This is a genomic window from Arthrobacter sp. G119Y2, assembly GCF_038069765.1.
Taxonomy (GTDB): Bacteria; Actinomycetota; Actinomycetes; order Actinomycetales; family Micrococcaceae; genus Arthrobacter_B.
This window is the reverse complement of sequence record NZ_JBBPFS010000001.1, coordinates 382,510-406,994: the sequence shown is the minus strand read 5'-3', so window position 1 is coordinate 406,994 and position 24,485 is coordinate 382,510. Positions and strand designations below refer to the sequence as shown.

General features: G+C 67.3%; 24 protein-coding genes. 12 read left to right on the top strand and 12 right to left on the bottom strand.

From position 1 onward, the window contains the following. Positions 1 to 91: 91 nt before the first annotated feature. A complete protein-coding gene (locus WKB88_RS01960; protein ID WP_341392858.1) occupies positions 92 to 937 on the bottom strand; it encodes an aldo/keto reductase in 846 nt (281 codons plus the stop codon). Positions 938 to 1,163: 226 nt separating this feature from the next. Between WKB88_RS01960 and WKB88_RS01955 the strand changes: the two genes are divergently transcribed. From WKB88_RS01955 to WKB88_RS01925, 7 genes are all read left to right on the top strand, one after another. After that, positions 1,164 to 2,294, top strand: a complete 1,131-nt coding sequence (locus WKB88_RS01955; protein ID WP_341392857.1) for a DUF2891 family protein — start codon at positions 1,164 to 1,166, stop codon at positions 2,292 to 2,294. A gap of 44 nt (positions 2,295 to 2,338) precedes the next feature. After that, positions 2,339 to 3,289 carry an alpha/beta hydrolase gene (locus WKB88_RS01950; protein ID WP_341392856.1) on the top strand — a complete coding sequence of 317 codons (951 nt, stop codon included), beginning with the start codon at positions 2,339 to 2,341 and terminating at the stop codon, positions 3,287 to 3,289. Between the two features lie 92 nt (positions 3,290 to 3,381). Continuing rightward, positions 3,382 to 3,654, top strand: a complete 273-nt coding sequence (locus WKB88_RS01945) for a hypothetical protein (RefSeq protein ID WP_341392855.1) — start codon at positions 3,382 to 3,384, stop codon at positions 3,652 to 3,654. Further along, positions 3,651 to 4,190: a hypothetical protein gene (locus WKB88_RS01940; protein ID WP_341392854.1), complete on the top strand. Its 540-nt coding sequence runs from the start codon at positions 3,651 to 3,653 to the stop codon at positions 4,188 to 4,190. Before WKB88_RS01945 ends, WKB88_RS01940 begins: the two co-directional genes overlap by 4 nt. A gap of 124 nt (positions 4,191 to 4,314) precedes the next feature. Further along, positions 4,315 to 5,067, top strand: a complete 753-nt coding sequence (locus WKB88_RS01935) for a glucose 1-dehydrogenase (protein ID WP_341392853.1) — start codon at positions 4,315 to 4,317, stop codon at positions 5,065 to 5,067. Positions 5,068 to 5,158: 91 nt separating this feature from the next. After that, positions 5,159 to 6,484 (top strand): sensor histidine kinase, encoded by a 1,326-nt coding sequence (locus WKB88_RS01930; protein WP_341392852.1) that lies wholly within the window; start codon positions 5,159 to 5,161, stop codon positions 6,482 to 6,484. A 46-nt stretch (positions 6,485 to 6,530) separates the two neighbouring features. Then, positions 6,531 to 7,187 (top strand): response regulator transcription factor, encoded by a 657-nt coding sequence (locus WKB88_RS01925; RefSeq protein WP_341392851.1) that lies wholly within the window; start codon positions 6,531 to 6,533, stop codon positions 7,185 to 7,187. On the opposite strand, the gene WKB88_RS01920 is transcribed toward WKB88_RS01925, so the two are convergent. The 5 genes from WKB88_RS01920 to WKB88_RS01900 form a co-directional block, all read right to left on the bottom strand. Beyond that, complete coding sequence (locus tag WKB88_RS01920; protein ID WP_341392850.1) at positions 7,184 to 8,383, bottom strand: hypothetical protein; 1,200 nt, start codon at positions 8,381 to 8,383, stop codon at positions 7,184 to 7,186. The two genes, WKB88_RS01925 and WKB88_RS01920, sit on opposite strands and share 4 nt — an antisense overlap. A 38-nt stretch (positions 8,384 to 8,421) precedes the next feature. Further along, a complete protein-coding gene (locus WKB88_RS01915) occupies positions 8,422 to 9,558 on the bottom strand; it encodes a serine hydrolase domain-containing protein (protein WP_341392849.1) in 1,137 nt (378 codons plus the stop codon). Positions 9,559 to 9,641: 83 nt separating this feature from the next. Next, positions 9,642 to 10,202, bottom strand: coding sequence for a GNAT family N-acetyltransferase (locus WKB88_RS01910; RefSeq protein ID WP_341392848.1), 561 nt, complete (start codon positions 10,200 to 10,202; stop codon positions 9,642 to 9,644). Positions 10,203 to 10,274: 72 nt separating this feature from the next. Beyond that, entirely contained in the window at positions 10,275 to 11,660 is a 1,386-nt protein-coding gene (locus WKB88_RS01905) for a DUF2254 domain-containing protein (RefSeq protein ID WP_341392847.1), read from the bottom strand. An 89-nt stretch (positions 11,661 to 11,749) separates the two neighbouring features. Then, complete coding sequence (locus WKB88_RS01900; protein ID WP_341392846.1) at positions 11,750 to 12,250, bottom strand: MarR family winged helix-turn-helix transcriptional regulator; 501 nt, start codon at positions 12,248 to 12,250, stop codon at positions 11,750 to 11,752. Between the two features lie 91 nt (positions 12,251 to 12,341). Here WKB88_RS01900 and WKB88_RS01895 point away from each other — a divergent pair, with 91 nt between their 5' ends. Beyond that, entirely contained in the window at positions 12,342 to 14,195 is a 1,854-nt protein-coding gene (locus WKB88_RS01895) for an ABC transporter ATP-binding protein (RefSeq protein WP_341392845.1), read from the top strand. Between the two features lie 33 nt (positions 14,196 to 14,228). Here WKB88_RS01895 and WKB88_RS01890 read toward each other — a convergent pair whose 3' ends face one another. Further along, positions 14,229 to 15,500, bottom strand: coding sequence for an APC family permease (locus WKB88_RS01890; protein WP_341392844.1), 1,272 nt, complete (start codon positions 15,498 to 15,500; stop codon positions 14,229 to 14,231). 102 nt (positions 15,501 to 15,602) lie between these two features. Here WKB88_RS01890 and WKB88_RS01885 point away from each other — a divergent pair, with 102 nt between their 5' ends. Beyond that, entirely contained in the window at positions 15,603 to 15,926 is a 324-nt protein-coding gene (locus WKB88_RS01885) for a hypothetical protein (protein WP_341392843.1), read from the top strand. A gap of 140 nt (positions 15,927 to 16,066) precedes the next feature. Here WKB88_RS01885 and WKB88_RS01880 read toward each other — a convergent pair whose 3' ends face one another. Together WKB88_RS01880 and WKB88_RS01875 are read right to left on the bottom strand one after the other, a co-directional pair. Then, positions 16,067 to 16,546 (bottom strand): MarR family winged helix-turn-helix transcriptional regulator, encoded by a 480-nt coding sequence (locus tag WKB88_RS01880; RefSeq protein ID WP_341392842.1) that lies wholly within the window; start codon positions 16,544 to 16,546, stop codon positions 16,067 to 16,069. 29 nt (positions 16,547 to 16,575) lie between these two features. Beyond that, entirely contained in the window at positions 16,576 to 18,336 is a 1,761-nt protein-coding gene (locus WKB88_RS01875) for an MDR family MFS transporter (protein ID WP_341393198.1), read from the bottom strand. Between the two features lie 283 nt (positions 18,337 to 18,619). On the opposite strand from WKB88_RS01875, the gene WKB88_RS01870 reads away from it, so the two are divergent. Then, positions 18,620 to 19,168 (top strand): GNAT family N-acetyltransferase, encoded by a 549-nt coding sequence (locus WKB88_RS01870; protein ID WP_341392841.1) that lies wholly within the window; start codon positions 18,620 to 18,622, stop codon positions 19,166 to 19,168. 209 nt (positions 19,169 to 19,377) lie between these two features. Continuing rightward, positions 19,378 to 19,869 (top strand): CarD family transcriptional regulator, encoded by a 492-nt coding sequence (locus tag WKB88_RS01865; protein ID WP_341392840.1) that lies wholly within the window; start codon positions 19,378 to 19,380, stop codon positions 19,867 to 19,869. Between the two features lie 129 nt (positions 19,870 to 19,998). Here the strand turns inward: WKB88_RS01865 and WKB88_RS01860 are convergent, their stop codons facing one another. Then, positions 19,999 to 21,771 (bottom strand): glycerol-3-phosphate dehydrogenase/oxidase, encoded by a 1,773-nt coding sequence (locus WKB88_RS01860; protein WP_341392839.1) that lies wholly within the window; start codon positions 21,769 to 21,771, stop codon positions 19,999 to 20,001. A gap of 71 nt (positions 21,772 to 21,842) precedes the next feature. Here WKB88_RS01860 and WKB88_RS01855 point away from each other — a divergent pair, with 71 nt between their 5' ends. Next, on the top strand, positions 21,843 to 22,889 hold the full coding sequence (locus WKB88_RS01855) for a sugar-binding transcriptional regulator (RefSeq protein WP_341392838.1): 1,047 nt from the start codon (positions 21,843 to 21,845) through the stop codon (positions 22,887 to 22,889). Positions 22,890 to 22,912: 23 nt separating this feature from the next. Here the strand turns inward: WKB88_RS01855 and WKB88_RS01850 are convergent, their stop codons facing one another. Further along, on the bottom strand, positions 22,913 to 23,734 hold the full coding sequence (locus WKB88_RS01850; RefSeq protein WP_341392837.1) for an SDR family NAD(P)-dependent oxidoreductase: 822 nt from the start codon (positions 23,732 to 23,734) through the stop codon (positions 22,913 to 22,915). Between the two features lie 92 nt (positions 23,735 to 23,826). Then, positions 23,827 to 24,483 (bottom strand): histidine phosphatase family protein, encoded by a 657-nt coding sequence (locus WKB88_RS01845; RefSeq protein WP_341392836.1) that lies wholly within the window; start codon positions 24,481 to 24,483, stop codon positions 23,827 to 23,829. Positions 24,484 to 24,485 lie beyond the last annotated feature (2 nt).

Below are 24,485 nucleotides of genomic sequence, written 5' to 3'. Positions count from 1 at the left end.
TCACAACCGGCCGCCGTATTGTGGCGTTTGTGTCGGGAGTCACTGCGGCGGGGCGCGCGGTGCCCCGCCGTCGAATACTGCCGGGCGGGGGCTATTCCATCGTGACCCCGCTCAGCCGGGCCACGGCTTCGGGGTCGCGGTGGTCGAAAAACAGCGACGTGCCGGTATCGAGGTCGGCGATGGACGCCATTTCCTGCGGGCTGAGTTCAAACCCGAACACGTCTATGTTTTCCGCCATCCGATCCGGGCGGACGGACTTGGGGATCACCACCACCCCGCGCTGGATCAGCCAGCGCAGCACCACTTGGGCCACGGACTTGCCGTGCGTCCCGGCGATGGCCGTCAGCGTCGGAACCGAGAAGAGGTTGTTCTTGCCCTCGGCAAAGGGGGCCCAGGACTCGTGCCGGACTCCGCGGTCACTCATCAGCTGGTTTTCGACCGCCCGCTGGTAAAACGGGTTCGTCTCGATCTGGTTCACCGCCGGAACGATCTCGTTGTGGATGATCAGGTCCACCAGCCGGTCCGACATGAAGTTGGAAACACCGATGGCGCGGGCCCCGCCGTCGTTGCAGATTTTTTCCATCACCCGCCATTCACCGTAAACATCACCGAAGGGCTGATGGATCAGATAAAGGTCGACGTATTCCATGCCCAGGTTCCGCAGGGAAGTCTCGAACGCGCGCAGGGTGGTGGCGTCGCCGTTGTCCTGGATCCAGAGTTTGGTGGTGATGAAGAGTTCATTGCGGGCGATACCGCTCTTCTGCACCGCACGCCCCACGGCGTCCTCGTTCTGGTACGCCGCCGCAGTGTCCAGGGAACGGTATCCGGCAGCCAGGGCGTTGGTCACCGCCTCCTCGGTCTCATCCGGCGGAACCTGATATACGCCAAAGCCAAGGATGGGCATTTCGACGCCGTTGTTCAGAGTGACATACTCCATGGGTTTTCCTTTCGGGACCGGGCCTCATGCGCCGGCTGCGGCAGCCGGCAGGGCCGCAGGAATTCCTTCGACAGTACAAGCGGGGCTGCGGCCGGCGGGAGGCTGCGGCCCGGATCGGCCCCTACCACGGGCGAATTAGCCGCCGGGTGAGATGATTCGTCAAAAGAAGCGCTGCCGGCAGGTCCTGCCGGCACCTGTCCCGGGAAGCCGGGGAATGGAGATCACCGTGACCGAATCCTTCCCGTCCGGATCCACCGTGCATCCGGGCGCCGGGACCGCCGGCGCACGCCGGGAAGAGCTCGCTGCCGCGTATGCCGACGTCGTCCTCGACAATTTGCGCCGCCCCTACCCGTACGCCTCCCACCATGTGGAATCTTCGGAGGCGGACCGGCCAAGTCCGCGGGAGCTGCACCCGAGTTTCCACACCTCCTTTGACTGGCACTCCTGTGTCCACATGCACTGGCTCGGCGTGAGCCTGCTGGAGCACGGGCTCGACGCCGGACGCGACGCCGCATTGCGCGCGGAGCTCGAGGCCACCCTGACCGCGGAGAACCTGGCGGTTGAGGGCGCCTATCTGCTGGCGCACCCCGGCTGGGAACGGCCCTACGGGTGGGCCTGGCTGGTCCGCCTCGCGGACGCCGCCGCCGCTTCCTCCGATCCGCAGATCCAACGCTGGGGCGCAGCGCTGGATCCGCTCGCGGACGTGGTGGCGCAGCTGGTCACGGCCTGGACGGAGCGGGCGGAATACCCGGTGCGGCACGGAATCCACACCAATTCGGCCTTTGGCGCGGGCATGCTGTACACCTCGCTGCAGTCCCTCGGCCGGGCCGATGCGGCCGGAGCGTGCGCTGCGGCGGCCCGGCGCTGGTTTGGCCGCGACACCGGCTGGGCTGCGGACTGGGAACTGAGCGGCCAGGATTTCCTCTCCGCTGGCCTCAGCGAGGCGGACCTGATGGCCCGCGTCCTGGATCCGGCGGTCTTTGTTTCGTGGTTTGAGGGATTCCTGCCCAACCTGACACCCGACTCGCGGATCCTGCGGCCGGTCGCCGTCGCCGACGAGACCGACGGGCACATGGTCCACCTACACGGGCTCAACCTTTCCCGTGCCGGCCAGGCGGCGCGGATTCTCCGGGTCCTCGATCGTGCCGGCGGCACCCGCACTGCGAGCGCCGAGGCCCTGGCCACAGCCCTGGATCCTCTGCTGGATGCCGGATTGGAGGCGGTGGTCACCGACGAGTTCATGTCCTCGCACTGGCTGGCAAGTTTCGCGTGGGATGCACTCACGGGCAGGGACATGCTGGAAAGCCGGGATGCCTCTGCGGCCGGGGCCGTCCGGCAGCTCCGGGACGCACGCTAAACCAGAATTCCGAAGAACCAGGAAGGCATCCAAAAATGGCACAGATGGATTTACGCGTCCGGCTGCTCGGCAAAGTGATGGGCTTGTTCTCGGTCTCCCGCAAGACCGATGCCCAGATCCTCGCCGACCAGCGGCGCACCATCCGGCACAATCCGGTGGTCGACTGGGTGCTGGGCGGCCTTGCCCCGGGAGTGGACGTCAGGAATGACACCGCGGCCGGGGCCGAGGGGCGCATTCCCATCCGGATCTACCGGCCCCGGGACGCCGCGGGCCCGCTCCCCTTGGTGGTGCTGATCCACGGCGGCGGCTGGAGCCTCGGAAACCTGGACATTTATGACGGCATCGCCAGCACCATTGCCCGGGACGCGGACGCCGTCGTCGTTTCCCTGGCCTACCGGCTGGCACCGACACACCGCTGGCCCGCCGCGGCCGAAGACTGTTATGCCGCCCTGTGCGACGTCGCGGAGCGCGCCGGCCAATGGGACGCCGACGCCGGCCGGCTGGCGGTGGCGGGCGACAGTGCCGGCGGCAACCTGGCTGCGGTGCTGACGCTGATGTCCCGGGACCGGTCCGGCCCCGCCATCGCCTTCCAGGGGCTGGTCTACCCGGCCACAGACCTGACAATGCGCAGCCCCTCCATTGAGGAGAATGCTAACGCACCCCTTCTCACCAAACGGAACATGCTCCGCTACCGCAGCCTCTACCTCCCGGGACCGGAGGACTATGCCAATCCGTACGCCTCTCCCCTGCTGGCTCTGGACCACACCGGGCTGCCCCCGGCGCTCATCCAGGTGGCCGAGCACGATCCCCTGCGCGACGACGGACTGCGGTATGCCGACGCCCTGCGCAAAGCCGGAGTGCCGGTCCGGGTCACCACCTATGTGGGCATGCCGCACGGCTACCTCGCTTTCCCCCGCCTCTGCCGCAGCGCCCCGCAGGCACTGGCTGAACTGTGTGCGGAGCTGCGGCGGAATGTGGGGTCTGCGGCCGGGTAGTTCTACGCCGCTCCGAACTCCGCACATGGACCCGCCAAGGAAAGCGTCAATGAAGTCTTGACGCTTCACGCATGTCAAGCTCTAATTGACACATGAATATCAGACGCACCTATTTGTGGATGGCGCTCCTCCTGCTCGCCCTCGGCCTGGGACTGGGCAGCCTCTATCTGCTGCTGGACCTCAGCGGATTCTTCGGCGGCATGTGCTCGTGCGCCGCCGTCATGCTGATGATCCTTGCCGCGTATGTCTTTGGCCGCTATATCTGGTGGGAACGGGGTAAGGACCGTACGGACGGCACCGAGTGGCTGCCCAGCCGCGACCGGAACGACTGGCTGCCCAGCCGCAAGCGTGAGGGCCGGTCATGACGGATCGGTCCGGCGGGGACCTGCAGGAACAGATCGGTGCGTTAATCCTCGGCAGTCACGACGACGCCGGCAGCCTCACGGAGGCGGACCACCTTGCCCTCGTCCGCAGGGCCGGCGCCGCCGAGCAGGCCAGCCAGCAGCTGCAGCGCCGTACGGTGGCGGCAGCGCGCAGCGCGGGCGTCAGCTGGGCCGCACTCGGCCGTGAGCTCGGCATGACCCGGCAGGCAGTGCAGCAGCGCTTCGGGGGCCGGCAGGATGAGGCGGCAGCGGACAGCCGGGAACGCTGGCTGGGCCCGGTCACCGCCTTCGACGAAATGACCGAGCTGGAGCTCGCCGGGAGGCTGGGCTGGCGAACCATCGGCGTGGACGTGCTGAGGCACCGGATGTTGCGGACAGACACCCAGTGGGAACACCGCCGGGTACTGTGGGCCCGGCCCACCCACCACTACGAGACGGACGGCTGGCAGGTGGGCTGCCGTGCCTTTCCCTGGCTGTACCTCGTGCGTGACCTGCACAAGGCTCCCGAGGAAGGGTGACCGGCGCAGGCGGGCACCGGCGTCAGGTAGCGTATTGCTCGTCCGGCACGATCCGTCCGGCCGCACATCCCGAGACCTGCCCGCCGCCCGGTGCGCCGGAACTCCAACCAGAAGGATGCACAGCGTGAGCGAACGCCTCAAGGACAAAGTAGCCCTCATCACCGGAGCCGCCAGCGGCATGGGCGCCTCCCACGCACGGGCTTTCGTGCGCGAAGGCGCCAGGGTCATGATCGCCGACATCAATGACGACGCCGGTTCCGCCCTCGCCGCAGAACTCGGTGACGCTGCCCGCTACGTGCACCTGAACGTCACCAGCGCCGAGGACTGGACCGCCGCAGTGGCAGCCACCCTGGAGAGCTTCGGCTCGCTGAACGTACTGGTCAACAATGCCGGCATCCTGGACGGCGGGCCCATCGGCCAATACCCGGTGGAACGCTGGCAGCGTGTGCTCGACATTAACCTGACCGGACCGTTCCTGGGGATGAGTGCAGCCGTTGAGGCGCTGAAGGCCTCCGCCCCGGCGTCGGTCATCAACATCTCCTCCACCGCCGGGCTGGAAGGCGTTTCCGGCATGCACGGCTACACCGCTTCGAAGTTCGGTCTCCGCGGGCTGACGAAATCCGCGGCGCTGGAACTGGCCCCCTCCCATGTCCGGGTCAACTCGGTGCACCCCGGCTCCATCCAGACCCCCATGACCGCCGTACTGGGCGAGCAGAAACCGATCGACTTCACCGAGAGCACCCTCACCCGGCCGGCGGCACCGGAAGAGGTCACAAACCTCGTCCTCTTCCTGGCCAGCGACGAGTCCAGTTTCTCCACCGGTGCAGAATTTGTTGTGGACGGCGGCATCAGCGCCGGGAAGGTCTATAACTTTTGAGCCAGCGGCCGTGCCTCACGGGGGTTATCCCCACCGCGGCCCGGCGGCCTGCCCGGTGTTGCGCCGGGCCCGGCAACAGCAGACTTAGACCATGACGCAATCCGCTTCCCCCATCCGCCCATCCCGAAGTCCGGCCCTGCTCCAGGGCAGAACCTGGCGGGCCTTCGGCTACCACTGGCTCTCATTCCTCCTCGCACCGCTGGCTCTGGCCTATGCGCTGACTACGGTTTCCCTGGGCGCCGGGCTGCTGGTGACGTGGGCCGGGTTGGTGATTCCGGCAGCGATGATTGTTGGAGCCCGCGGCTGGGGGATGCTCAACCGGGGGTTGGTCCGGAACCTGCTGGGCACCGGTCTGCCGGCACCGCTGCCGTTTTCCCCGCGTCCGGGATTTGTCGGCTTCCTTCGCAGCGGCCTGACCGACGCCGCCGGCTGGACGGCGCTGGCCCACATGGTCCTGTCCTTCATCACGTCGGTGACATTCGCCGTGCTCAGCATCACCTGGCTGGCCACAGCCCTGGGCGGACTGACCCACGCCGTCTGGTACCGCTACCTGCCCGAGCAGCAGGCGTCCGACGGCAGCTGGCACCGGGGAACCCAGGTCTTCCCTGACGTTTATGCGGACACTCCCGGGTGGCAGTGGATCTTCGCCGGGGCCGGCCTGCTTTTGCTGCTCATCTGGCCGTGGATTAACAACGGCACCGCCCGCGTGCAGGCGCTCCTCGCGGCTGCCCTCCTCACACCGACTGCGTCCAGCCTGCGGGTGCGCGAACTGGAGCACTCCCGCAGCGCTTCGGTGGACGACGCCGACGCCCGCCTGCGGCGCATCGAACGGGACCTGCATGACGGAACCCAGGCGCAGCTGGTGGCCATCGCCATGAAGGTGGGCGATGTCCGCGAGCGCCTCTCCGGCGAACAGGCCAGCCCCGAAATCCTGTCCCTGCTCGACAGCGCCAACGGCACCGCCAAAGATGCCCTGACGGACCTGCGCGGCCTAACCCGCAGCATCCGTCCGGCCGCCTTGGAGGACGGGCTCGACACCGCACTGGCAACCCTTGCGGCGGGCGCCGCCCTGCCCGTAACCCTGGATTATTCGCTGGCCCGGCGTCCCTCACCTTCCGTTGAGTCCATTGCCTACTTCAGCGCCAGCGAGCTGCTCACCAATGCCGTCAAGCATTCCGGCGGCACCCACATCGAAATCACAGTGACCGGACACAACGACGACGGCCTGCTGCTGAGTGTGTCCGACAACGGAAACGGCGGCGCCGCCGTCAGCCGCCGGACGGCAGCGGGCACCCGCACCGGCCTGGCCGGACTGCAGGAGCGTGTCGGTTCGGTGGACGGCCGTCTCGTCATCGACTCCCCCGCAGGCGGGCCCACCCGGATCAGCGTGGCGCTTCCGCTATCCTCAAAGGCATGATTGCCCTTCTCCGCTGTGCTGCAGCCCGCTCTGCCCCCATTACCGCGTGAGGCTCGCACTGGCCGAAGACTCTGCTCTGCTGCGGGCGGGCCTCACGGAACTGCTGACCAGCCGCGGGCACGAGGTGGCCGTCGCCGTCGACAACGCCGCGGATCTCCTGGCCGCGGTGGACGCGGCTGACGGCAGCGGGCCCGACGTCGTCATCCTGGACAACCGGATGCCGCCCACTTTCACCAACGAGGGAGTCCAGGCGGCGCTCACGCTGCGCCGCTCCCATCCGCGAATCAGGGTTCTGGTGCTCTCGCAGTACGTGGAGACGCGGTATGCCGCGGAGCTGCTGGCCGGCAATCCGGCCGGTGTTGGCTACCTGTTGAAGGACCGGGTGGCCGACGTCGGCGATTTCCTCGGCGCCCTGGAACGGCTGGCCCGCGGGGAGACCGTACTGGATCCGGAGGTGGTGCGGCAGCTGATGGGTGCCTCACGCCGCCGAAACGTGCTGGACGCCCTGACACCGCGGGAGCGCGAGGTGCTGGAGCTGATGGCGCAGGGGCGGGCGAATGCCGCGATCGGCGGCACGTTGTTCCTGTCCGCCGGGGCCGTGGAGAAGAACATCACGTCCATCTTCGCCAAGCTGGGCCTGCAGCAGAGCGCGGTGGACCACCGCCGGGTGCTCGCTGTACTGGCGTACCTGCAGTCCGCCTAGGCCGGCTGCAGCGCGGGCTTCCCGCCCCCGGTCTTCCCGCGGCCGCGCAGCAGGAGAACAAAAAGCACTGCTGCCGCCAGCGGGGTTATGAACCCGGCTGCCGTCACGAGGACCAGACCCGGGATTACCCCCGCAAAGCCCAGCAGAACGGTAGTGCCGGTACGCAGAAACCGACCGTCCGGGATAAGCCGTCCGCAGGACAGCGAAAGCGCGAAGCCCGCGGACAGCGCCGCCGCCAGCGTCAGCGGCCACTGGGCGGGATCACCGGAACCCGTCAGCTGCGCCGCCGCCTCCAGCAGCAGGCCCGCGCACAACAGCGCTGCAGCCCAGGACATGACGGCGCCCAGCCGCGGAACGAGAACCACCCCGGCAGCTATAACCGCCGGAATCGCCGCCAGTACTCCGGCAGCCAGGCCAAGGTTCATGGCACGGGTGGCGTCTGCGGCGAGGGATGTCCAGCTGCTGCCGCTGAGAGCGAAGACGGCACACCCGATCCCTAGCACCGCGCTCACCAGGCAGGCAGCCGCGGCTGCACCCCTTCCCCGGGGCTCCTCCGACGCCGGCCCGACGGCAGGCCGCGCCCCGGCTGCCCAGGGGTTCGCAGGCGCCCCGGGAGTTCCCTGAGCACCCCGGTGAGCCCTGGCGCCCGGGTGCAGGGCCACGAGGAGGAGCACGGCCGCCGCAAGCGTGCCGAACAACTGCGCGAGCAGGAGCAGGCCCCCGAGGACCAGGGCGGAGAATGCTGCCAGTGCGACAGTGCCCGGAAGACCGCCGGCAGTGACCGATCTGAGCGGTGCCATGAGGGAAAGCGTGCCGAAAACCCACGCCGCAATGAAGAAAAGGAGCGTTGCTGAGCCAAACCAGCCGAGCCCGGCACCGGCGTCAACCTCCTCAACACCGACAGCCAGGCTGGCAACCGCCACAGCCGCCAGCCCGCACGCGGGAACGGCGGCCGCCGCGGATCGCAGCGCTCCCGAAGCGGATAGCCGTCCTGATTTCCGCAGGAGCACAGTCACCGAGAGGGCGAAGGCCAGCGGTCCGAAGAAGGTGCCCAACAGGAACCGGAGGAGATCCGCGCCGGGAAACAGCTCCCCATCAGATAAGAGAATTGCCGCGCTTGCAATGAATGCCGTCAGGGATGCCGCAGCTAAACCGACAGCCCACCGGTGCGCTGCCCGTGCCTGCCGAGTGGTCATGCGTCATTCTCACACACGCACTTTGTGACGGCCCTGATCTACGACGAGTAGACCGTTTTCCGCAGTTCCCCGAAGGGTTTCCAGAAGAAGTCGAAGTTATCCTGCGGCCCGCTGATAAAGCGCTGCGTGAAAACGACGCCGATGTCCCCGTCCGGATACACGGCGGCACTGGTGCCGGAGCCGCCGGACCAGCCCCACATCCCCGGTGAAGACCAGGGATGCCCCGCACCCACCTGCACGGCCGTCATGAACCCCCACGATTCGTCCGGCCCGGCCAGCTCGGCCATCCCCACCCGCTGCGGGGACGTCAGCTGGTCCTCCGTCATCTGCCGCCGCAGCCCCGGCGGCAGCACGGTGTCCCTGACCAGCGCGGACAGGAAGGTGAGGTAGTCGGGGACGGTGGAGACCAGTCCGCCGGCCAGGGACGGAAACTGCGGCGGGCCGGCCATCGCGTCGCGGTACTCGACCGCCTCGCGGAGCCGGCCGTCGCCGTCGGCCGCATAAACCACCGGGAAGTCCTCGGAGCCTGTGGGGAACCCGGTGGCGGCCAGCCGGAACGGCTTGCTGATCCGCTCCTCAACCAGCCGGCCCAGCGGGGTCACGGTCACGGCCGGCAGGAGCACCGAGAGCACGTCGGCGCACGCGTGGTACATCCAGCGAGCCCCCGGCTGATGTGCCAGCGGCAGTTCGCCCACGCGGGTCAGGTATTCCTCCGGCGTCATTGCCGGCGGGTTGGGCCCCCACAACAGATCCCGGGTAGCTGCGGCGTAAGGGGAAGCCGAAAAGTCGATGCCGAGCCCTGCGGTGAAGGTCAGCAGCTGCCGGACCGTGATCGGTCCGCGCGCCGGAACGGTCATTGACAGCGGAGCGTCGGGTGTGACCAGGACCCGCGGGTTGGCCAGCGCCGGGAGCCAGCGGGCGACGTCGTCATCCAGTCCCAGCGTGCCGTCGGCCACCAGGCTCAGCGCCAGGGCGCCGCCGAGAATCTTGCTCAGCGAGGAAATGCGGAACGGAGTGTCCTCGGCCATCGGCTCCGGCCGGGAAAAGCCCAGCGATCCGGCGGCGAAGATGTGAGTTTCACCGTTGATCCGTACTCCGGCCACCAGCCCGGGACACCACCCGGAGCGTACGGTTTCGGCCAGGCTCTCCCACAAGGGTGCGGCGGTATCGAGCATGGCTCCACTGTCCGGCAGACGTCCCGGAAGAGTCAACGGTGCCGGGGACGCCTGCGCCTAGGTATTACGCCCGACCCCGGGGGTTACTGTCCGCGCACCGCGGCATAGATCAGCACGTCCCGGCGTTCTTCGGCGATTTCCTGGTGGCTGCGCAGCAGGCCCTCCCGGGTGAAGCCGGCATACTCGGCGGTTCGGGTGGAGGCTGTGTTCCACGGCTCGATCAGCAGCTCCACCCGATGCAGCGCGGGAATGGTCCACCCGAACTCCAGCAGGGCGAGCAGCGCTTCGGCGCCGGCGCGGCGGCCGCGGGCTCCGGGGGCAACTGCGTAGCCTGCCTGCGCGCGGCCCGCGCCCAGCTCCCGGGCCCACAGCCCGATTTGCCCGAGGGGCCGGTCGGAGGCAGCATCGGCTATGCAAAAGGCAAACCCCGTTCCCCGGACATGGTGCCGCCGCTGACGCTCCACCCAGGCCAGCGCCTCTTCCTCCGTGGCCCGGGCCGGAAGGGTGCCGATCGTGGGGACATACTCGTCCAGGGACAGCTCGCGGGCCATATCCGCATCTTCGTCCCGGAACCGGCGCAGCCGCACACCTCCGCAGGCCGGATCGACGGCGGGCCAGGGCGGAATGTTGGTTTTCGGATCCATGGCCACAGCTTGGCACGGCTGCACTGCTGGGCGGCGGAGGCGCAGCCGCGGGCTTAGCGGGCGCCGGCGCATTTACACCGAACGCGTCTCCCCGGCCCGGTCCGCGAAGGCTGCCCGCAGATCCCCCGCCAGGGCCTCTTCCACCCGGCGCGCCATGTCCCGGATCTCCAGTTTGTCAGCGGTCACCAGGTGGTCGCGGGTGCTCTCCAGCACCAGCGACGTTTGCCGGCGGAGCTCCGCGCGCTGGTCGTCGTTGACCGCATTGGCCGCGCAGTCCCGCAGCAGCCGCAGGACGGCGGTCAGCACCAGGGGCTCCGACTCCGCGAAGCGCCGCACCGGCCCGCAGACCAGATCGAGAAAGTAGCGGTAGTCGCGCCCCACTGTGACCAGGCGCAGCGCGCCGGAGGCGTCTTCATGCGCTTCGGGACCCAGCTGCCTGCGCTGCAGATCCACCAGCAGGTCGGCGCAGTACCCCATGGAATGAGCTGCCGTGATGGGGTCATTGATGCTGGGGGAGATCGCTTTGACCGCAATATCCGTCAGCTGGCGCAGCCCCAGCGCCGCGTCCTGCTCGGCCGTACGCTCATATCCGATCTCCAGGGCCTCGGCCAGGGACTGCTGCACGGCAGCCATGGGCACCACCGTCCCGCCGTCGTCGCTCCATATACGGGCCGCGGGCGTGCCAACCGTGATCTGGTCCCCGGGCTGTACCTCAATGCGCATGCTCAACCCGTGCCGGGACAGCATGTTGACCAGCGGTTTGGCGTGGACGGCCTGGATGATCCCGCTGCGGCGCGCCGGCACCGCAGTGCCGCCGTCGGGCTCCGGGAAGTGCTGCACCTCCCCGGTCTCGGAATCGGGATACGTTTCGCGGAGCACGGCCAGGCAACCCTGATGGGCGTTGAGCATCATGGTGTCCACCCGCAGCGACCGGGTGATGTGCCCGATGAACAGCAGCAGCACCACCCCGCTGGCAATTCCCAGTACATAGACCAGGCCAACCACCAGCACCGGGACCGGGCGGTCCGGATCCATCCCGTGCAGCCCCGTAATGCTGACCACGAAGGTGCCCAGCAGGACCGCCAGGACTGTCTGGGTGCGCACATCGCGGGCAAATTCGCGCAGCAGCCGGGGCGAAAACTGCTGCGACGCCAGCTGCAGGGCCACCACGGTCAGCGAGAACGTCACTGTGACAGCGGTCATCACACTGGTGGCCACGGTCTGCAGCAGGCCGCTGGCTGCTTCGACGTCGGCCGGCCAGATCCACTGCGCCCATTCCGCATTCTCCCCGGGACGGACCTGCAGCAGCAGCAGCGACAGCACCAGCGCCGCCAGGGACGCACAGGTCGGCCAAAACCACAGCGAGGCGCGCAGCGACTCCCGGTTGACGCGGAACCGAGGCTCGGGCCCCGGGTGGCGCGGACGGAAGGTGGACGAACCATGCCCTGTTTTACTCATAGGCACCCCTCGAAAAGCAGAAACTAAGCCTGCTTTATTGTGGCCGGTCGCGGACGCGGCGGTCCAATCCCGGAACCTGTTCCGCGCCGCTAGGACCCCTGCTTGTGCCCGTCCCCGGCCAGCTCGCCCAGAATCCGGGCCAGTTCCGCCCGGTCCCCGGGCTCCAGGACAGAGAAGAACTCATCAGCCTCGCGCCTGCGGTCAGCCAGTACGGTCTCACGCAGCCGCTCCCCCGCGCCGGTCAGCGCCAGCAGCGACGCCCGCCGGTCCGTCGGATCGGGCCGGCGTTCCACCAGACCCTTGCCCTCGAGCTGGTCAATAACTTCGGTGGCGGACCGCGGAGCTATGTGCAGCCGCTCCGCCAGCTCCTTCAGCCGCAGCCCCTGCCCACCGTCGGGCCCTTTCGCGTTGACGCCGGGTTCTTTCCCGTTCACGCCGGAAGCGGCCCGGGCAACCGCGCTCAAGGCCCGGAACTGGTGCGGCGTCAGTTCGTAAGGGGCGAGCTGCTGCATCCAGCGCTTTCGCAGCCCGCGGAAGGCGGTGTGCATCAGCTCACCCAGAGCTGCCGGATCGGCAGAAGCGTTCATCATGGAAAACAGTCTACCCATGTAGCGGGTAACCACATAGTGAGGTAACCTCTCTATTAGCTGCAGCGCAGATACCGCAGCATCAGGAGGAACCATGGCTATACCCGAAGCGGCCCACGCGGGCCCCGGAAGCGGCAGGGGATCCGGCAGCGGCCGGGGCCCTGCGCGGTTGAACCCCGCAGACAAGAAGCAGCTGAAGCGGCACCCGGTGAGCATGAAGCGCATCGCGGCCCTGTTCGCTCCGCATAAGGGGACCATCGCCGTCGTTGTCGCACTTATTACCCTGTCCTCGGTGGTCAACCTGGCGCAGCCCTTCCTGGTCCGGGCTGTGATCGATGACGCCCTGCCGTCCGGAAACATCCGGCTGCTGCTGATTCTGGCGGCTTCGATGGTGGCGGTGGCTGCCCTGACCTCGGTGATCGGCGTCGTACAGACCTGGCTGGCCACCGGCATGGGCCAGCGGGTGATGCACACCCTCCGGGTGAAGCTCTTTACCCACCTGCAGGCGCAGTCGCTGGGCTTCTTCACCCGCACGCGCGGCGGCGAAGTGCAGTCCCGGCTCACGCACGACATTTCCGGCATGCAGTCGGTTGTCACCTCCACCGCCACCGGGGTTGCCTCCAACCTCACCACCGCCGTTGCCACCGCCGTCGCCATGGCAGCCCTCTCCCCCGGCCTGAGCCTGATTTCCCTCGTGGTCCTGCCGCCGGCGATCTGGCTGTCGCGCCGCGTGGCGCAGATCCGCCGCACCGTCACCGACGAACGCCAGCGCGAACTCGCCGCCCTGCATACGCAGGTGGAGGAAGGCCTGTCCGTCTCCGGTGTCCGGCTGGCCAAGACCCTGGGAACCATCCCGCGCGACGCGGACAGGTTCCAGACCCGCTCCGAGAAGCTCGTCGGCCTGGAGCTGCGCAGCCAGCTTGCCGGCAGCTGGCGGATGGCCACCATGCAGATTGTTTTTGCGGCGATTCCGGCCGTCATCTACCTCGCCGCCGGTTTTCCGGCGACCAGCGGCGGCATGACCATCGGCACGCTTGTGGCCTTCACCGGTTTGCAGGCCGCCATCTTCCGTCCGGTCATGGGATTGCTGAATATTGGCGTCCAGTGGGTCACGGCGCTGGCATTCTTCAGCCGGATCTTCGAATACCTGGACCTGGTACCGGCGATCAAGGCACCGGAAAACCCGGTGCGGATGGATCCGGCCGCCGTGCGCGGGCAGGTGCGCTTTGAGGAGGTGCGGTTCGCGTACGACGGCGGCACGGACATCCTGCGCGGCATCAGCCTGGAGCTTCCGGCCGGGAGCACCACCGCCGTCGTCGGCCCCACCGGTTCCGGCAAGAGCACGCTGGCCTCGCTGCTGCCGCGCCTGAACGAGGTCAGCGCCGGCCGGGTCACCATTGACGGAGTTGATGTGCGCGAGATTGCGCCGGAGGACCTGGCCCGGATTGTCGGCGTGGTGTCGCAGGAGACCTACCTGATCCACGCATCGGTCCGCGAGAACCTGCTGCTGGCGGCGCCGGGCGCCAGCGATGACCAGCTCTGGCAGGCACTTGCCGCCGCGCAGATTGCCGATTCCATCGGCGCACTGCCGCAGGGGCTGGGCACCCTTGTGGGCGCGCGCGGGCACCGCTTCTCCGGGGGCGAGCAGCAGCGGCTGGCGATTGCGCGGACCATCCTGCGTAATCCGCCCGTCCTGGTCCTGGACGAAGCCACTTCCGCGCTGGACAACACCACCGAGGCTCAGGTGCAGCTGGCTCTGGAACGGCTCTCGGCCGGACGAACGACGCTGACCATCGCACACCGGCTCTCCACGGTGGAAAATGCGGACCAGGTGGTGGTGCTGGAGGACGGAGCCATCGTGGAACGGGGAACGGCCGCGGAGCTGCGGGCCGGTGACGGAGCATTTGCCCGGCTGGCTGCGCGTGCCGAAGCCGGCGCGGTTTCCTAAATATCGGGACACTGCGGACCGGAGCCGCACCTGTCAGGAGGTGTTGCGGGAGAACCGCAGCCGGAGCATCCGCACCAGAATCCCTGCCGCGAACACCAGGACCCCCAGCACAACGGCCGGCGGCGGGAGTGTCACTACCAGCACCACGCAGGCCAGCGCCCCCAGCACCTGAAACGCCCTGGGATAGCGCCGGTCCGCACCGGATTGGGTGAAGGCAGCAATGTTGGCCACCAGGTAGTACACCAGGACGCCGAACGAGGAAAAGGCGATGGCCCCGCGCAGGTCCGCCACTGCGATCACGGCGCAGATCAGCACCGCCAGTGCGGCTTCGGCCCGGTGCGGCACCTGATACCGCGGATGCACCGCCGCGAGCCAGGGCGGCAGGTCCCGTTCGCGGGCCATGGCCAGCGAGGTCCTGCCCAGTCCGGCGATCAGGGCCAGCAGGGCACCGAGTGCGGCGGCGGCCGCGCCCGCGCGGACCACGGGCGCTGCCCATGATCCGGACCCGGACTCGACCGCGGCAGCCAGGGGCGCCGTCGTCGCCGCCACCCCTTCGGGACCGAGAACCGCCAGCAGCGTCACCCCCACTGCCGCGTAGACGGCGACGGTGATCGCCAGCGAAATTCCGATGGCGCGGGGAATGGTCCGGCGCGGGCTGCGCACTTCCTCCCCCATGGTGGCGATGCGGGCGTAGCCGGCGAAGGCGAAAAACAGCAGGCCGGCGGACTGCAGCACCCCGTACCAGCCGTGTTCCAGCAGTCCTGCGTCCGGGAGGGCGGCGCGCGGTGCAGCTTCGGGCCCGGAACCGGACCAGGTTGCCGCGACGGCTACCGCCAGTGCTGCCAGGACGATGCCGACCAGGATCCGGGCCAGTCCGGCCGTGCGGGTGATGCCGTGGTAATTCACTGCCGCCAACGCGACGACGGCCGCGATCGCCACCGGCCGCTCCCACCCCGCCGGTGCGGTGTAGGCCGCAAAGGTCATGGCCATCGCGGCAGCACTGGCGGTCTTGCCCACCACAAAACCCCACCCCGCCAGGTAGCCGGGCCACGGACCCAGCCGCTCCCGGCCGTAGAGGTAGGTACCGCCGGAGCGGGGGTAGGCGGCCGCCAGCTGCGCGGACGAAGTGGCATTGCAGAAGGCCACGCCTGCGGCAATGGCAAGCCCCAGCAGCAGGCCGGATCCCGCTGCCGCCGCCGCAGGAGTGAAGGCGGCGAAGACACCGGCACCAATCATGGAACCAAGACCAATGATGACGGCGTCCGCGGTGCCGAGACGGCGTGCCAGCGCCGGGTTTTTCGCCATAAAGACAGCCTCTCACGGACCTGCCTCCGGCCGCGGGTCATATTCACGAGGCGAAGGCCGCCGGAGCCGCCCCTTCCCCGCACTTCTGAGAGGATGGAGGGCATGAAGACAAACCGCGCCGACACCGCTGCCGACGAGGCCTTCTTCCCCTGGCCGCGGGAAGTGCCGCAGGAATGGATCCTGAAGGCCCACCCGGTCATCCTCGCGGTTTCCGCCCTGGTGCTCTACCACCAGTTCGCACCCCTGCCCGCGAGCCCGCTGGGTTTCGTGAGCGAAATCTTCGTGCTCAGCACGGCCTATTCCATGCTGGCCGGCAAGGGCCGCAGGAAGCCGCGGAACGCCGGCCCCGCTGACGGGCCCGCCGACGGGTCCGGCACTGCGAAGGATCCGGGCAGCTCGACGGATCCCGGCGACCGCCCGGAGTAGCCTGCCCCGTGCACGCAGGCAGCCAAGCGTAAGCGGAGGGAAAATGAAAGAAGCCTGATCCCGGCGGGATCAGGCTTCTTTCGTGTGTTCGGCGGCCGTGCCGCGGACCTTCATGTCCGGACCTAATCGAATGTCCGGACCTATTCGGCGATGTCCTCCGGCGCACCGTCCTGCGGGTGCTGTCCGTTGCGGGTGTAGAGCCGTGCGAGGTAGGCGGCAAACTGGCGGAGTTCGGTTTCAGACCAGGAGTTCAGGACGTCGTGATCCAGCATGATGCCGGTTTGGACGGCCCGCACCCGCTCCTCGGCGGCCGGCGTGAGCGCCAGCAGCCGGGCCCGCCCGTCCTTCGGATCGGGCTGGATCTCGATGAGCCCCAGTTCTTCCAGCTGCCGGGAGAAGCGGCTAATGACGCTCTTGTCCACCATTAGTGCTTCTGCCACGACCCCCGAGTGCGTGGCCCCGGCGCGTTTGAGCAGCTGCAGGATCTTCAGCCCGAACGGGGACAGTGCCGGATCGACCCCCTTGGCGGCGTCGCGCATGGTGGCACGAACAGTGTCGGTCAGCTTTCGGAGCGTCTCTTCCAACTCGCTGATGGCATCGGAGCGGTCATCGTTCGGCACATTTCCACTCCGGGTGCCGGGGTCGGCTGTCACGGCCGGTGACCCGGGTCCGTTCCCCGCGTTTCAACCGGGGACAGCGGAGCCACCAGGCCCACCGCACCGGTGGACACATCCGCCAGGGTGAGGTCCGCGGCTGTGCGCTCCTCTTTCCGGCGGGCGTCGTCGTCAGCATCGGTGGAGCCGGCGGCCGACGGCGCTCCGGCCTTCCCCGCGCCGGCAGCGGATCCCGTACCGGGGGCAGCGGGTGCCGAAGCAGCTGCCGACTTGGCTGCGGCATTTTTCAGCTGGACGGCGTTCTGGCGTCCCAACGGAGCGTTGGGCAGGAAGATGACAGCCAGCAGGGTGACAACGGCCAGCGGGACGCTGTACAGGAAGACCGAGCCCACGCCTATGCCGTAGGCACTTTCCACCACGACGGCGACGGCGTCCGGCAGCGTCGAAATCTGCGGGATGTTTCCGCTGCCCAGCGCGGCGGCCGCAGCGGCCTGATCAGCCGGAGCCAGTCCGGTGATGCCGGTCTTGATCTCCTGCGCCACGATGGTTCCCAGGACGGACCCCAGCACGGAAACGCCCACGGTGCCGCCGAGGCTGCGGAAGAAGGTCACGGCGCTGGTGGCCACGCCGAGGTTTTTCACCTCGATGGAGTTCTGGACCACGAGCACCAGGTTCTGCATCAGCATGCCGAGGCCGGCGCCGAGAACGGCCATGTAGATGCCCACGAGCACGAGGTTGGTGTCGTAGGCCAGCGTGCCCAGCAGGACGGAACCGAGCACGGTGAGGACGGCGCCGGAAATCATGACTGCCTTCCACTTGCCGGTGCGGCTGATGACGCGGCCAAAGTAGGTCGAGGAAATCAGCAGGCCGGCCATCATCGGAATGGTGAGCAGGCCGGATTCGGTGGGTGTGGCGCCGCGGGCCAGCTGCATGTACTGCGCCAGGAACACCGAGGTGCCGAACATGGACACGCCGACGGCAATGCTGGCGATGACGGAGAGCGTGAAGGTCTTGTTCTTGAACATCGAGAGCGGAATGATCGGCTCCGGCGACTTGAACTCCACCAGTACAGCGGCGATCAGCAGCACGGCGGAGCCGGCGACCATCAGGAACGAAGCCAGCGAGGCCCACCCGAACTGGTTGCCCGCCAGGGTCACCCAGATCATCAGCAGCGACACGCCGCCGGCAATTAGGACAGCGCCGAGGTAGTCAATGTGAACCTTGCGCTTGGGGTGCTTGGGCAGGTGCAGCGTGAGCTGCAGCAGGATGATCGCCGCGATGGCAACCGGAAGGGCAATGAAGAAATTCCAGCGCCAGCCGAACGCATCGGTGACGACGCCGCCCAGCAGCGGTCCGCCGACGGTCCCCACGGCCATCACGGCACCGAACAGTCCGGCGTACTTGCCGCGGTCACGCGGGCTGATGATGTCCGCCATGATGATCTGGCTCAGCGCGGCCAGTCCGCCGGCGCCCAGGCCCTGCAGCACGCGGAAGACAATGAGCGTGCTGGTGTCCTGCGAGAAGCCGGCCAGTGCCGAGCCGAGCACAAAGATGCCCAGGGCCAGCTGAATGAGCAGCTTGCGGTTGAAGAGGTCGGCAAACTTGCCCCACAGCGGGGTGGATACCGTGGTGGCCAGCAGGGTGCCGGTGACAACCCAGGTGTAGGCGGACTGGTTGCCGTCCAGGTCCGAGATGATCAGCGGCAGCGAGGTGGAGACCACGGTGCCGGCCAGGATGGAAACGAACATGCCCAGCAGCAGCCCGGAGAGTGATTCCAGCACCTGCTTATGGGTCATGCTGCCGTCGGGCGAGGCCGTCGGCTTGGGCGCCTTGGACTTCCGTTCCTTCTTTGGCTTGGGGTGTACGGGACGCTTTTCCGGGGACATCTGGCTCCTGCTGGTAGTTGACTGTTATCAACTATATAAACTAGTTGCCTATTATCAACCATTAAGTGTCCGGTGACACGTCCTGCTCCCCGAACCGCCCCGGGAGCTGCCGGCCGATCCCGGGTCAGGAAAGGTCCGGGGCTGTCCGGTAGGCTCCAACGCTGGCGGAGCAATTCCACATCGGGGGTTCACAATGTTCACTATCCGGGATTATCAGGATGCGGATGAGCGACAGTGGCTCTTGTGCCGGCTGCTCAGCTTTTTCGACAGCGATTACTACGACGACGTCAAAACATCCAAGCCGCAGTTCCCCAGCCCGCATTTGGCGTTTGTCGCCGAGGACGGCGGCCAGATTATCGGAATACTTGACGTGGAAATCACCGGCACCGCAGCCACCATCGATTCGATAGCTGTCCATCCCTCCGGCCGCCGTCTGGGCGTGGCTTCAGCCCTCCTGCAGCACGCCCTGGCCCGGATGCCGGAGGAAGTGAAAGCCCTCGACGCCTGGACTCGTGAAACCGTCAGCGCCAACCGCTGGTACCAGCAGGCCGGTTTCCGGGAAAACTACCGGTATCTGCATGTTTATCTGGACCCTGATGATCCACGCGATGGCTATGAAACTCCTCCGGACATGTCTGCGCTGCAGGGAGCGTTCCTACACTCGCCCATCGAAAACGAGGCTGCTGTTCGCAGGCGGTACAAGCGCGTGTATGCGTGCCGCCAATACCTGATGGATCTCTAAGCCGTCACGTGGACCCGGCCGCGGAGTGGGCCCTGCCGGCTTCCACTCCGGGCCGGACGGTACTTTTTCCTACTGCTCCCGGCACTCAGGGGCTCCGTACCGGTGACCGCTGGGCCCGGCGGAGTAAAATGGAGATTCACCAAAACCCGCAGATGATGACCGTTCGGTCCGAACCGTCCTGCGGATATCGTGTGGTCGGAGGTAGCACATTGCCACTTTCCAAGGGCCAGATTCTGGTCCATCCCCACCATGGCCCCGCCGTCGTCGACTCGTTTCAGATACACCCCCGCCTGCAGAAGGAATGCGTTGTCCTGGAGGTTCAGGCCTCGCACCTGTTGGTCTGGGTGCCTGTGGACCAGGTGGAACGCGTCGGCCTGCGGCCGGTGCTGGATCCCGCCGGCCTGGAGGCCCTTTTTCAGGTCCTCAAGGCACCCGCCGAGCAGGAGGATACCCAGTGGTCCAGACGGTTTAAGGACAACACCGAGAGACTGGCCACCGGCGATCCGCTGGTGATCGCCGCAGTGGTCCGCAATCTGATGCTCAGGAATGCCGCAGCCGGGCTCTCCCAGGCGGAACGGGACATGCTCCGGCAGGCGCGCAAGCCCCTGCTGACCGAGATCTCACTCGCCCTCGGCATTTCCGAGGACGACGCCGGCGTGCAGCTGGACAGCCTGTGGCCGCCGTTCCGGGCGCTGGCCTAGGCCGGAGCAAACGGTCCGGCCCCGCCTCACCAAAAACAGAAGTGGGCGGCCACCGTTCCCGGTGCCCGCCCACTTCCACTGTTTCCTTATAGGTACCGGCCGGCGCGGCCGGTACCCGGAAGCTCCCTGCTAGACCGCAGCGGGGATCTTCATGCCGTGCATGGTGACCAGCAGGTCGCGTGCGGACTCGACCTGGCGGCGGGTTTCCGCCTCGTCCCAGCCAAGCTGCGGAGCGAGCAGTTCAGCCATCTCGTTGAGCATGGCCTCCGTGACCAAACCGCGGAAGGCCAGCGACGTGCGGCGGATCAGGACGTCGGCCAGACGGGTGATCTGCTCGTTTTCGACCATGTAGGTCAGTTCGCGGGTGCTGATCTCGTTGGTGGAGGCCAGCAGCTGGTCTCCACCCTGGGCCAGGAACTCCAGCACATCGGTGGCGCGGGTGCCGTAGCGGGTCAGCAGCACGCGGACGCGGTCGCGGTCGGCAACCTCGTTGGCGGTGCGGTTGACCCAGAGGCGTTCCTCGGCCTCGGTGCGCGGGAAGTCCTTGCCGCCGCCGATCTGAAGCTCCGACGTCGTCGTCTTCCGGGGCATGCCCAAAGCCGTCATCGCGTCGGAGGCCAGCGTCTCGGAGAGGGCGCGGAACGTGGTCCACTTGCCGCCCACCAGGGACAGCGTGGTGACGTTCTTGCCGCCGCGGCTGTCCACACGCTTCTCGATGCGGTAGTCGCGGGAAACGAAGCCGGGCGAGGTGTCGTCATGCTTGGGCAGCGGGCGAACGCCTGAGAACGTGTACACGATGTGGTCGCGGCGTACGTCGATGGTCGGGAACACATGGGCAACGAGTTCGAAGAAGTACTCGATCTCGTCGTCGGTGCAGACCGAGGCCTCGTTGATGTCGGCGTCGATGTCGGTGGTGCCCACCAGCACGCGGTCGCCCATCGGGTAGATGAGGACGATGCGGCCGTCGGTGTGCTCGAAAAACAGCTCGCGGCCGGCGCAGGCCTCAAGCAGCTCCGGGTGGTCCAGGACGATGTGCGAACCCTTGGTGCCGCCCATGAAGGAGGTGCGCTTGCCGAAGGAATCGTTGGTCTCATCAACCCAGGCGCCGGTGGCGTTGATGACGACGTCGGCGTCGAACACGAATTCTTCGCCGGTCAGCTCGTCGCGCAGCATCGTGCCGGCGTCGGTGGTGCCCACGGCCGAAACGTAGTTGCTGGCGCGGGACTGCGGGTTGGCCTCGAGGCCGTCGCGCAGCACATCCAGGGTCAGGCGCTCCGGGTTGTGCACGGAAGCGTCGAAGTAGGTGGCGGTGTACTTTACGTCAGGACGCAGCTTGGGCAGTTCCTGCAGGGACTTCTTCTTGCCCACAAAGTTGTGCTTCGGGGCAACGCGGCCGCCGCGGGAGAAGAAGTCGTACATCATCAGGCCGGCCTTGATGAGCAGGGCGCCGCGCTCGTTCGGCTTGCCCTGCTTGTGCGTCAGGAAGCGCATGGGCGCAGCCGTGATGCCGGCGAAGGTGCTGGTGATCGGGATGGTGGTCTGCAGCGGCTTCACGTAGTGCGGTGCCAGGCGGAGCAGCGCATTGCGCTCGACGACGGACTCGTGCACCAGGCGGAACTCGCCGTTTTCCAGGTAGCGGATGCCGCCGTGGATCATGTGGGAGGAGGCACCGGATGCCCCCTGGCAGTAATCTCCACGCTCGACGAGGACAACGTCCACGCCCTGCAGCGACAGGTCCCGGAAGGTACCGACGCCGTTAATGCCGCCGCCAACGATCAGCACCGAGGCCCGGGGGCGGTCCTTCAGCTGCTGAACCACCGGGCGGGCGGCGGTTTTTCCCTTAGTGGGGTTCACGGAATTGTCCACGACTATCTCCAAACGCTTCTGTGGCGGCTTTGCCATATCCCTCAATGTTCGAAGCCGGGAGCCCCGCGGATCGAGCGGATGCACAAACGTGCACGCTGGCATAATGGATGCATGACCAACACAGCGGTTTCGGCGGAGCAAAAGTGAACATTGGTGTCAGTTCGCGGCCCGGGAAGCAACCCGGTGAAGGTATCGTCCGGGCAGAATCTGAAACCCGGACCCGGGACGCGCTTCGGGCCGCGCAGATGTACTACCTGCAGAACCTGACCATGGAAGCCATTGCCCGGGAGCTGCGGATCTCCCGCTCCACGGTCTCACGGCTGCTGTCGCATGCGCGAAGCAGCGGGCTGGTGGAGATCAGGATCAAGAGCGCCGCCGACCGGGCACCTGCCCTGGAAAGGGAGATCAGCACCCGTTTCGGCATCCATGCCAAGGTGGTTCCCGTGGCCGAGGGAGTATCCCCCGCCCAGATCCTGCAGCGCGTGGCCGTGCAGGCTGCCCACCTCATCAACCCCCTGATCGATTCCGACGCGATCGTCGGCGTTGCATGGGGTTCCACGCTGACCGCGGTCAGCCAGCACCTCTCCGTGAAGAACACGCATGACAGCACAATTGTGCAGATGAACGGGGCCGGCAACTTCCGGACCTCCGGCATCACCTACGCCAGCGAAATCCTGCAGCGGTTCGGCCACGCGTACGGTGCGCGCGTGGTGCAGTTTCCCGTGCCGGCCTTTTTCGACCATACGGAGACAAAGGAAGCGATGTGGCGGGAACGGCCGGTCAAGCGCGTCCTTGACCTGCAGGCACGGATGAACACCGCCATCTTCGGTGTCGGTTCCATGGAGGCCGGCATCCCCAGCCACGTCTACAACGGGGCTTACCTGGACGATGAGGATCTGGACGACCTGCTGGCCGAAGAAGTCGTAGGTGACGTCGCGACCATGTTCTACCGGGCGGACGGCACCTGGGACGGCATCCGGCTCAACGACCGCAGCACCGGCCCGGACCTTGATGTGCTCCGCCAGGTGCCGCGGCGAATCTGCGTGGTTGCCGGGGAAGCCAAAACCACCAGTCTCCTGGGAGCGCTGCGTGCCGGGCTGGTGACGGATTTGATCCTGGACGAGAATTCCGCCCGGCGGCTGGCTTCCAGCTAGGGCCGCTGACATCCGAAGTGCGGTCAGCGATCCAGCATGGCCACACTCCGCCTCCACAGCTGCAGTGCGAGGACCCCGTTACTGGCCTGGCGGTTGGCGCGGGCCACCTTGTTGCGCCGGTAATACCTGCCTGTTTCGTAGTCTTCTCCGGGAGTTCCCTCGGCGAGGTAAACGAGCGTGCGGGCGCCAGTCTCCGGCGTCGGGACCACCCGCCGCAGTGGCGAGCGGAAGACGGCGCGCGGCAGGGCACCCTGCCCGTTGAGGAAGCTGGAGCCCACTAAACCGGGGTGGAAGGCCGTGGCGGTTGCTCCGTGCGAGCGGTAGCGGCGGTCAAACTCCTCTGTGAACAGGATCTGTTCAAGTTTGGTGGACGCGTAGGCACGGAAGGGCCGGTAGTTTTTCTGCTGTTCCAGATCCTCCAGGTCCACCCGCGCCATCAGGTTCGCGGAACTGGAGGTGTTGATCACCGTTCCCCGGGATTCCAGCAGCCGGTCGGTGAGCAGCCGCGTCAGCAGGAACGGCGCGAGGTAGTTCACCTGGAAAGTCATCTCATGCCCATCGCCGGTCACCTGCCGCTCCCTGCCGAAGATGGCGCCGGCGTTGTTGGCCAGCACGTCTATGCGGGGAAACCGCTGCAGGATTTCCGAGGCGAGATTCCGGACGCTGTTCAGGTCCGCAAAGTCGGCGAGGATGTAGTGTCCGCCGGTCTCTGCTGCCACGGCGGCGGTTCGTTCCGGTGAGCGGCCCACCACGAGCACCTGGTGGCCGTCCCCGGCCAGCTGCCGGGCCGCGGCCGCGCCAATCCCGTCACTCGCGCCGGTAATCACAATCGTCTTGGAAACCACGGCTGTCCGCTTTCCTCGATGGGCTCGGAAGCGTCACCCTAGCGGCCCGGATGCGCGAACGGTACCCGCCGCAGTCCAGAAATCAGCGGCCCTCATCCCGGCAGCCCGTGTACGAGGGGCTGCACTGCCGGCGCAAGATGATCCACCATGTTCAGGGCCGCTACCTGCCGGTCATGAAAGAAGTCGTCCTCCCGCAGATGAGTGATTCCGCCGGGGGAAACGGCGAACTTCACGTAGCCGGCTGCTTCGAGGGGAAGCCCGATCCAGGCCGCAATGAGATAGGTTGCCGTACCGCCGTGGGTGACTACCACTGCATCCTCCGGCCCGCTTGCAAGAACCCTGTGCAGGGCCGCGTACGAGCGTGCCGCCCACTCGTACCTCGTCTCCGAGCCCTCGTTTCCGTCACGGTGGTGCAGTCGGTCCCTGACGGCAGGCGGCGGAACGTACGGCGTGGATCCGACCGGCGTCCCCTCGGCGGCTCCGTAGGACTGCTCACGCAGATCCGGATCCGTGAGCACTTCCACCCCCAGCCGTTCGGCTATGGGTGCTGCCGTCTGCCGGGTCCGCAGCAGATCGGAGCTGGTGAGTGAAACGCGCCTCCCGCCGGGTATCAGTGCGCCCAGCGCCGAGGCGACCCGCCCGGCGTCGCTGACGCCCTTGGCTGTCAGCGCGGAGTCATACCAGCCCCCAACAATTTGCTCGACGTGGTGGGTCGCTTCGGTATGGGCGACAACGTAGACGTTCCGCATGA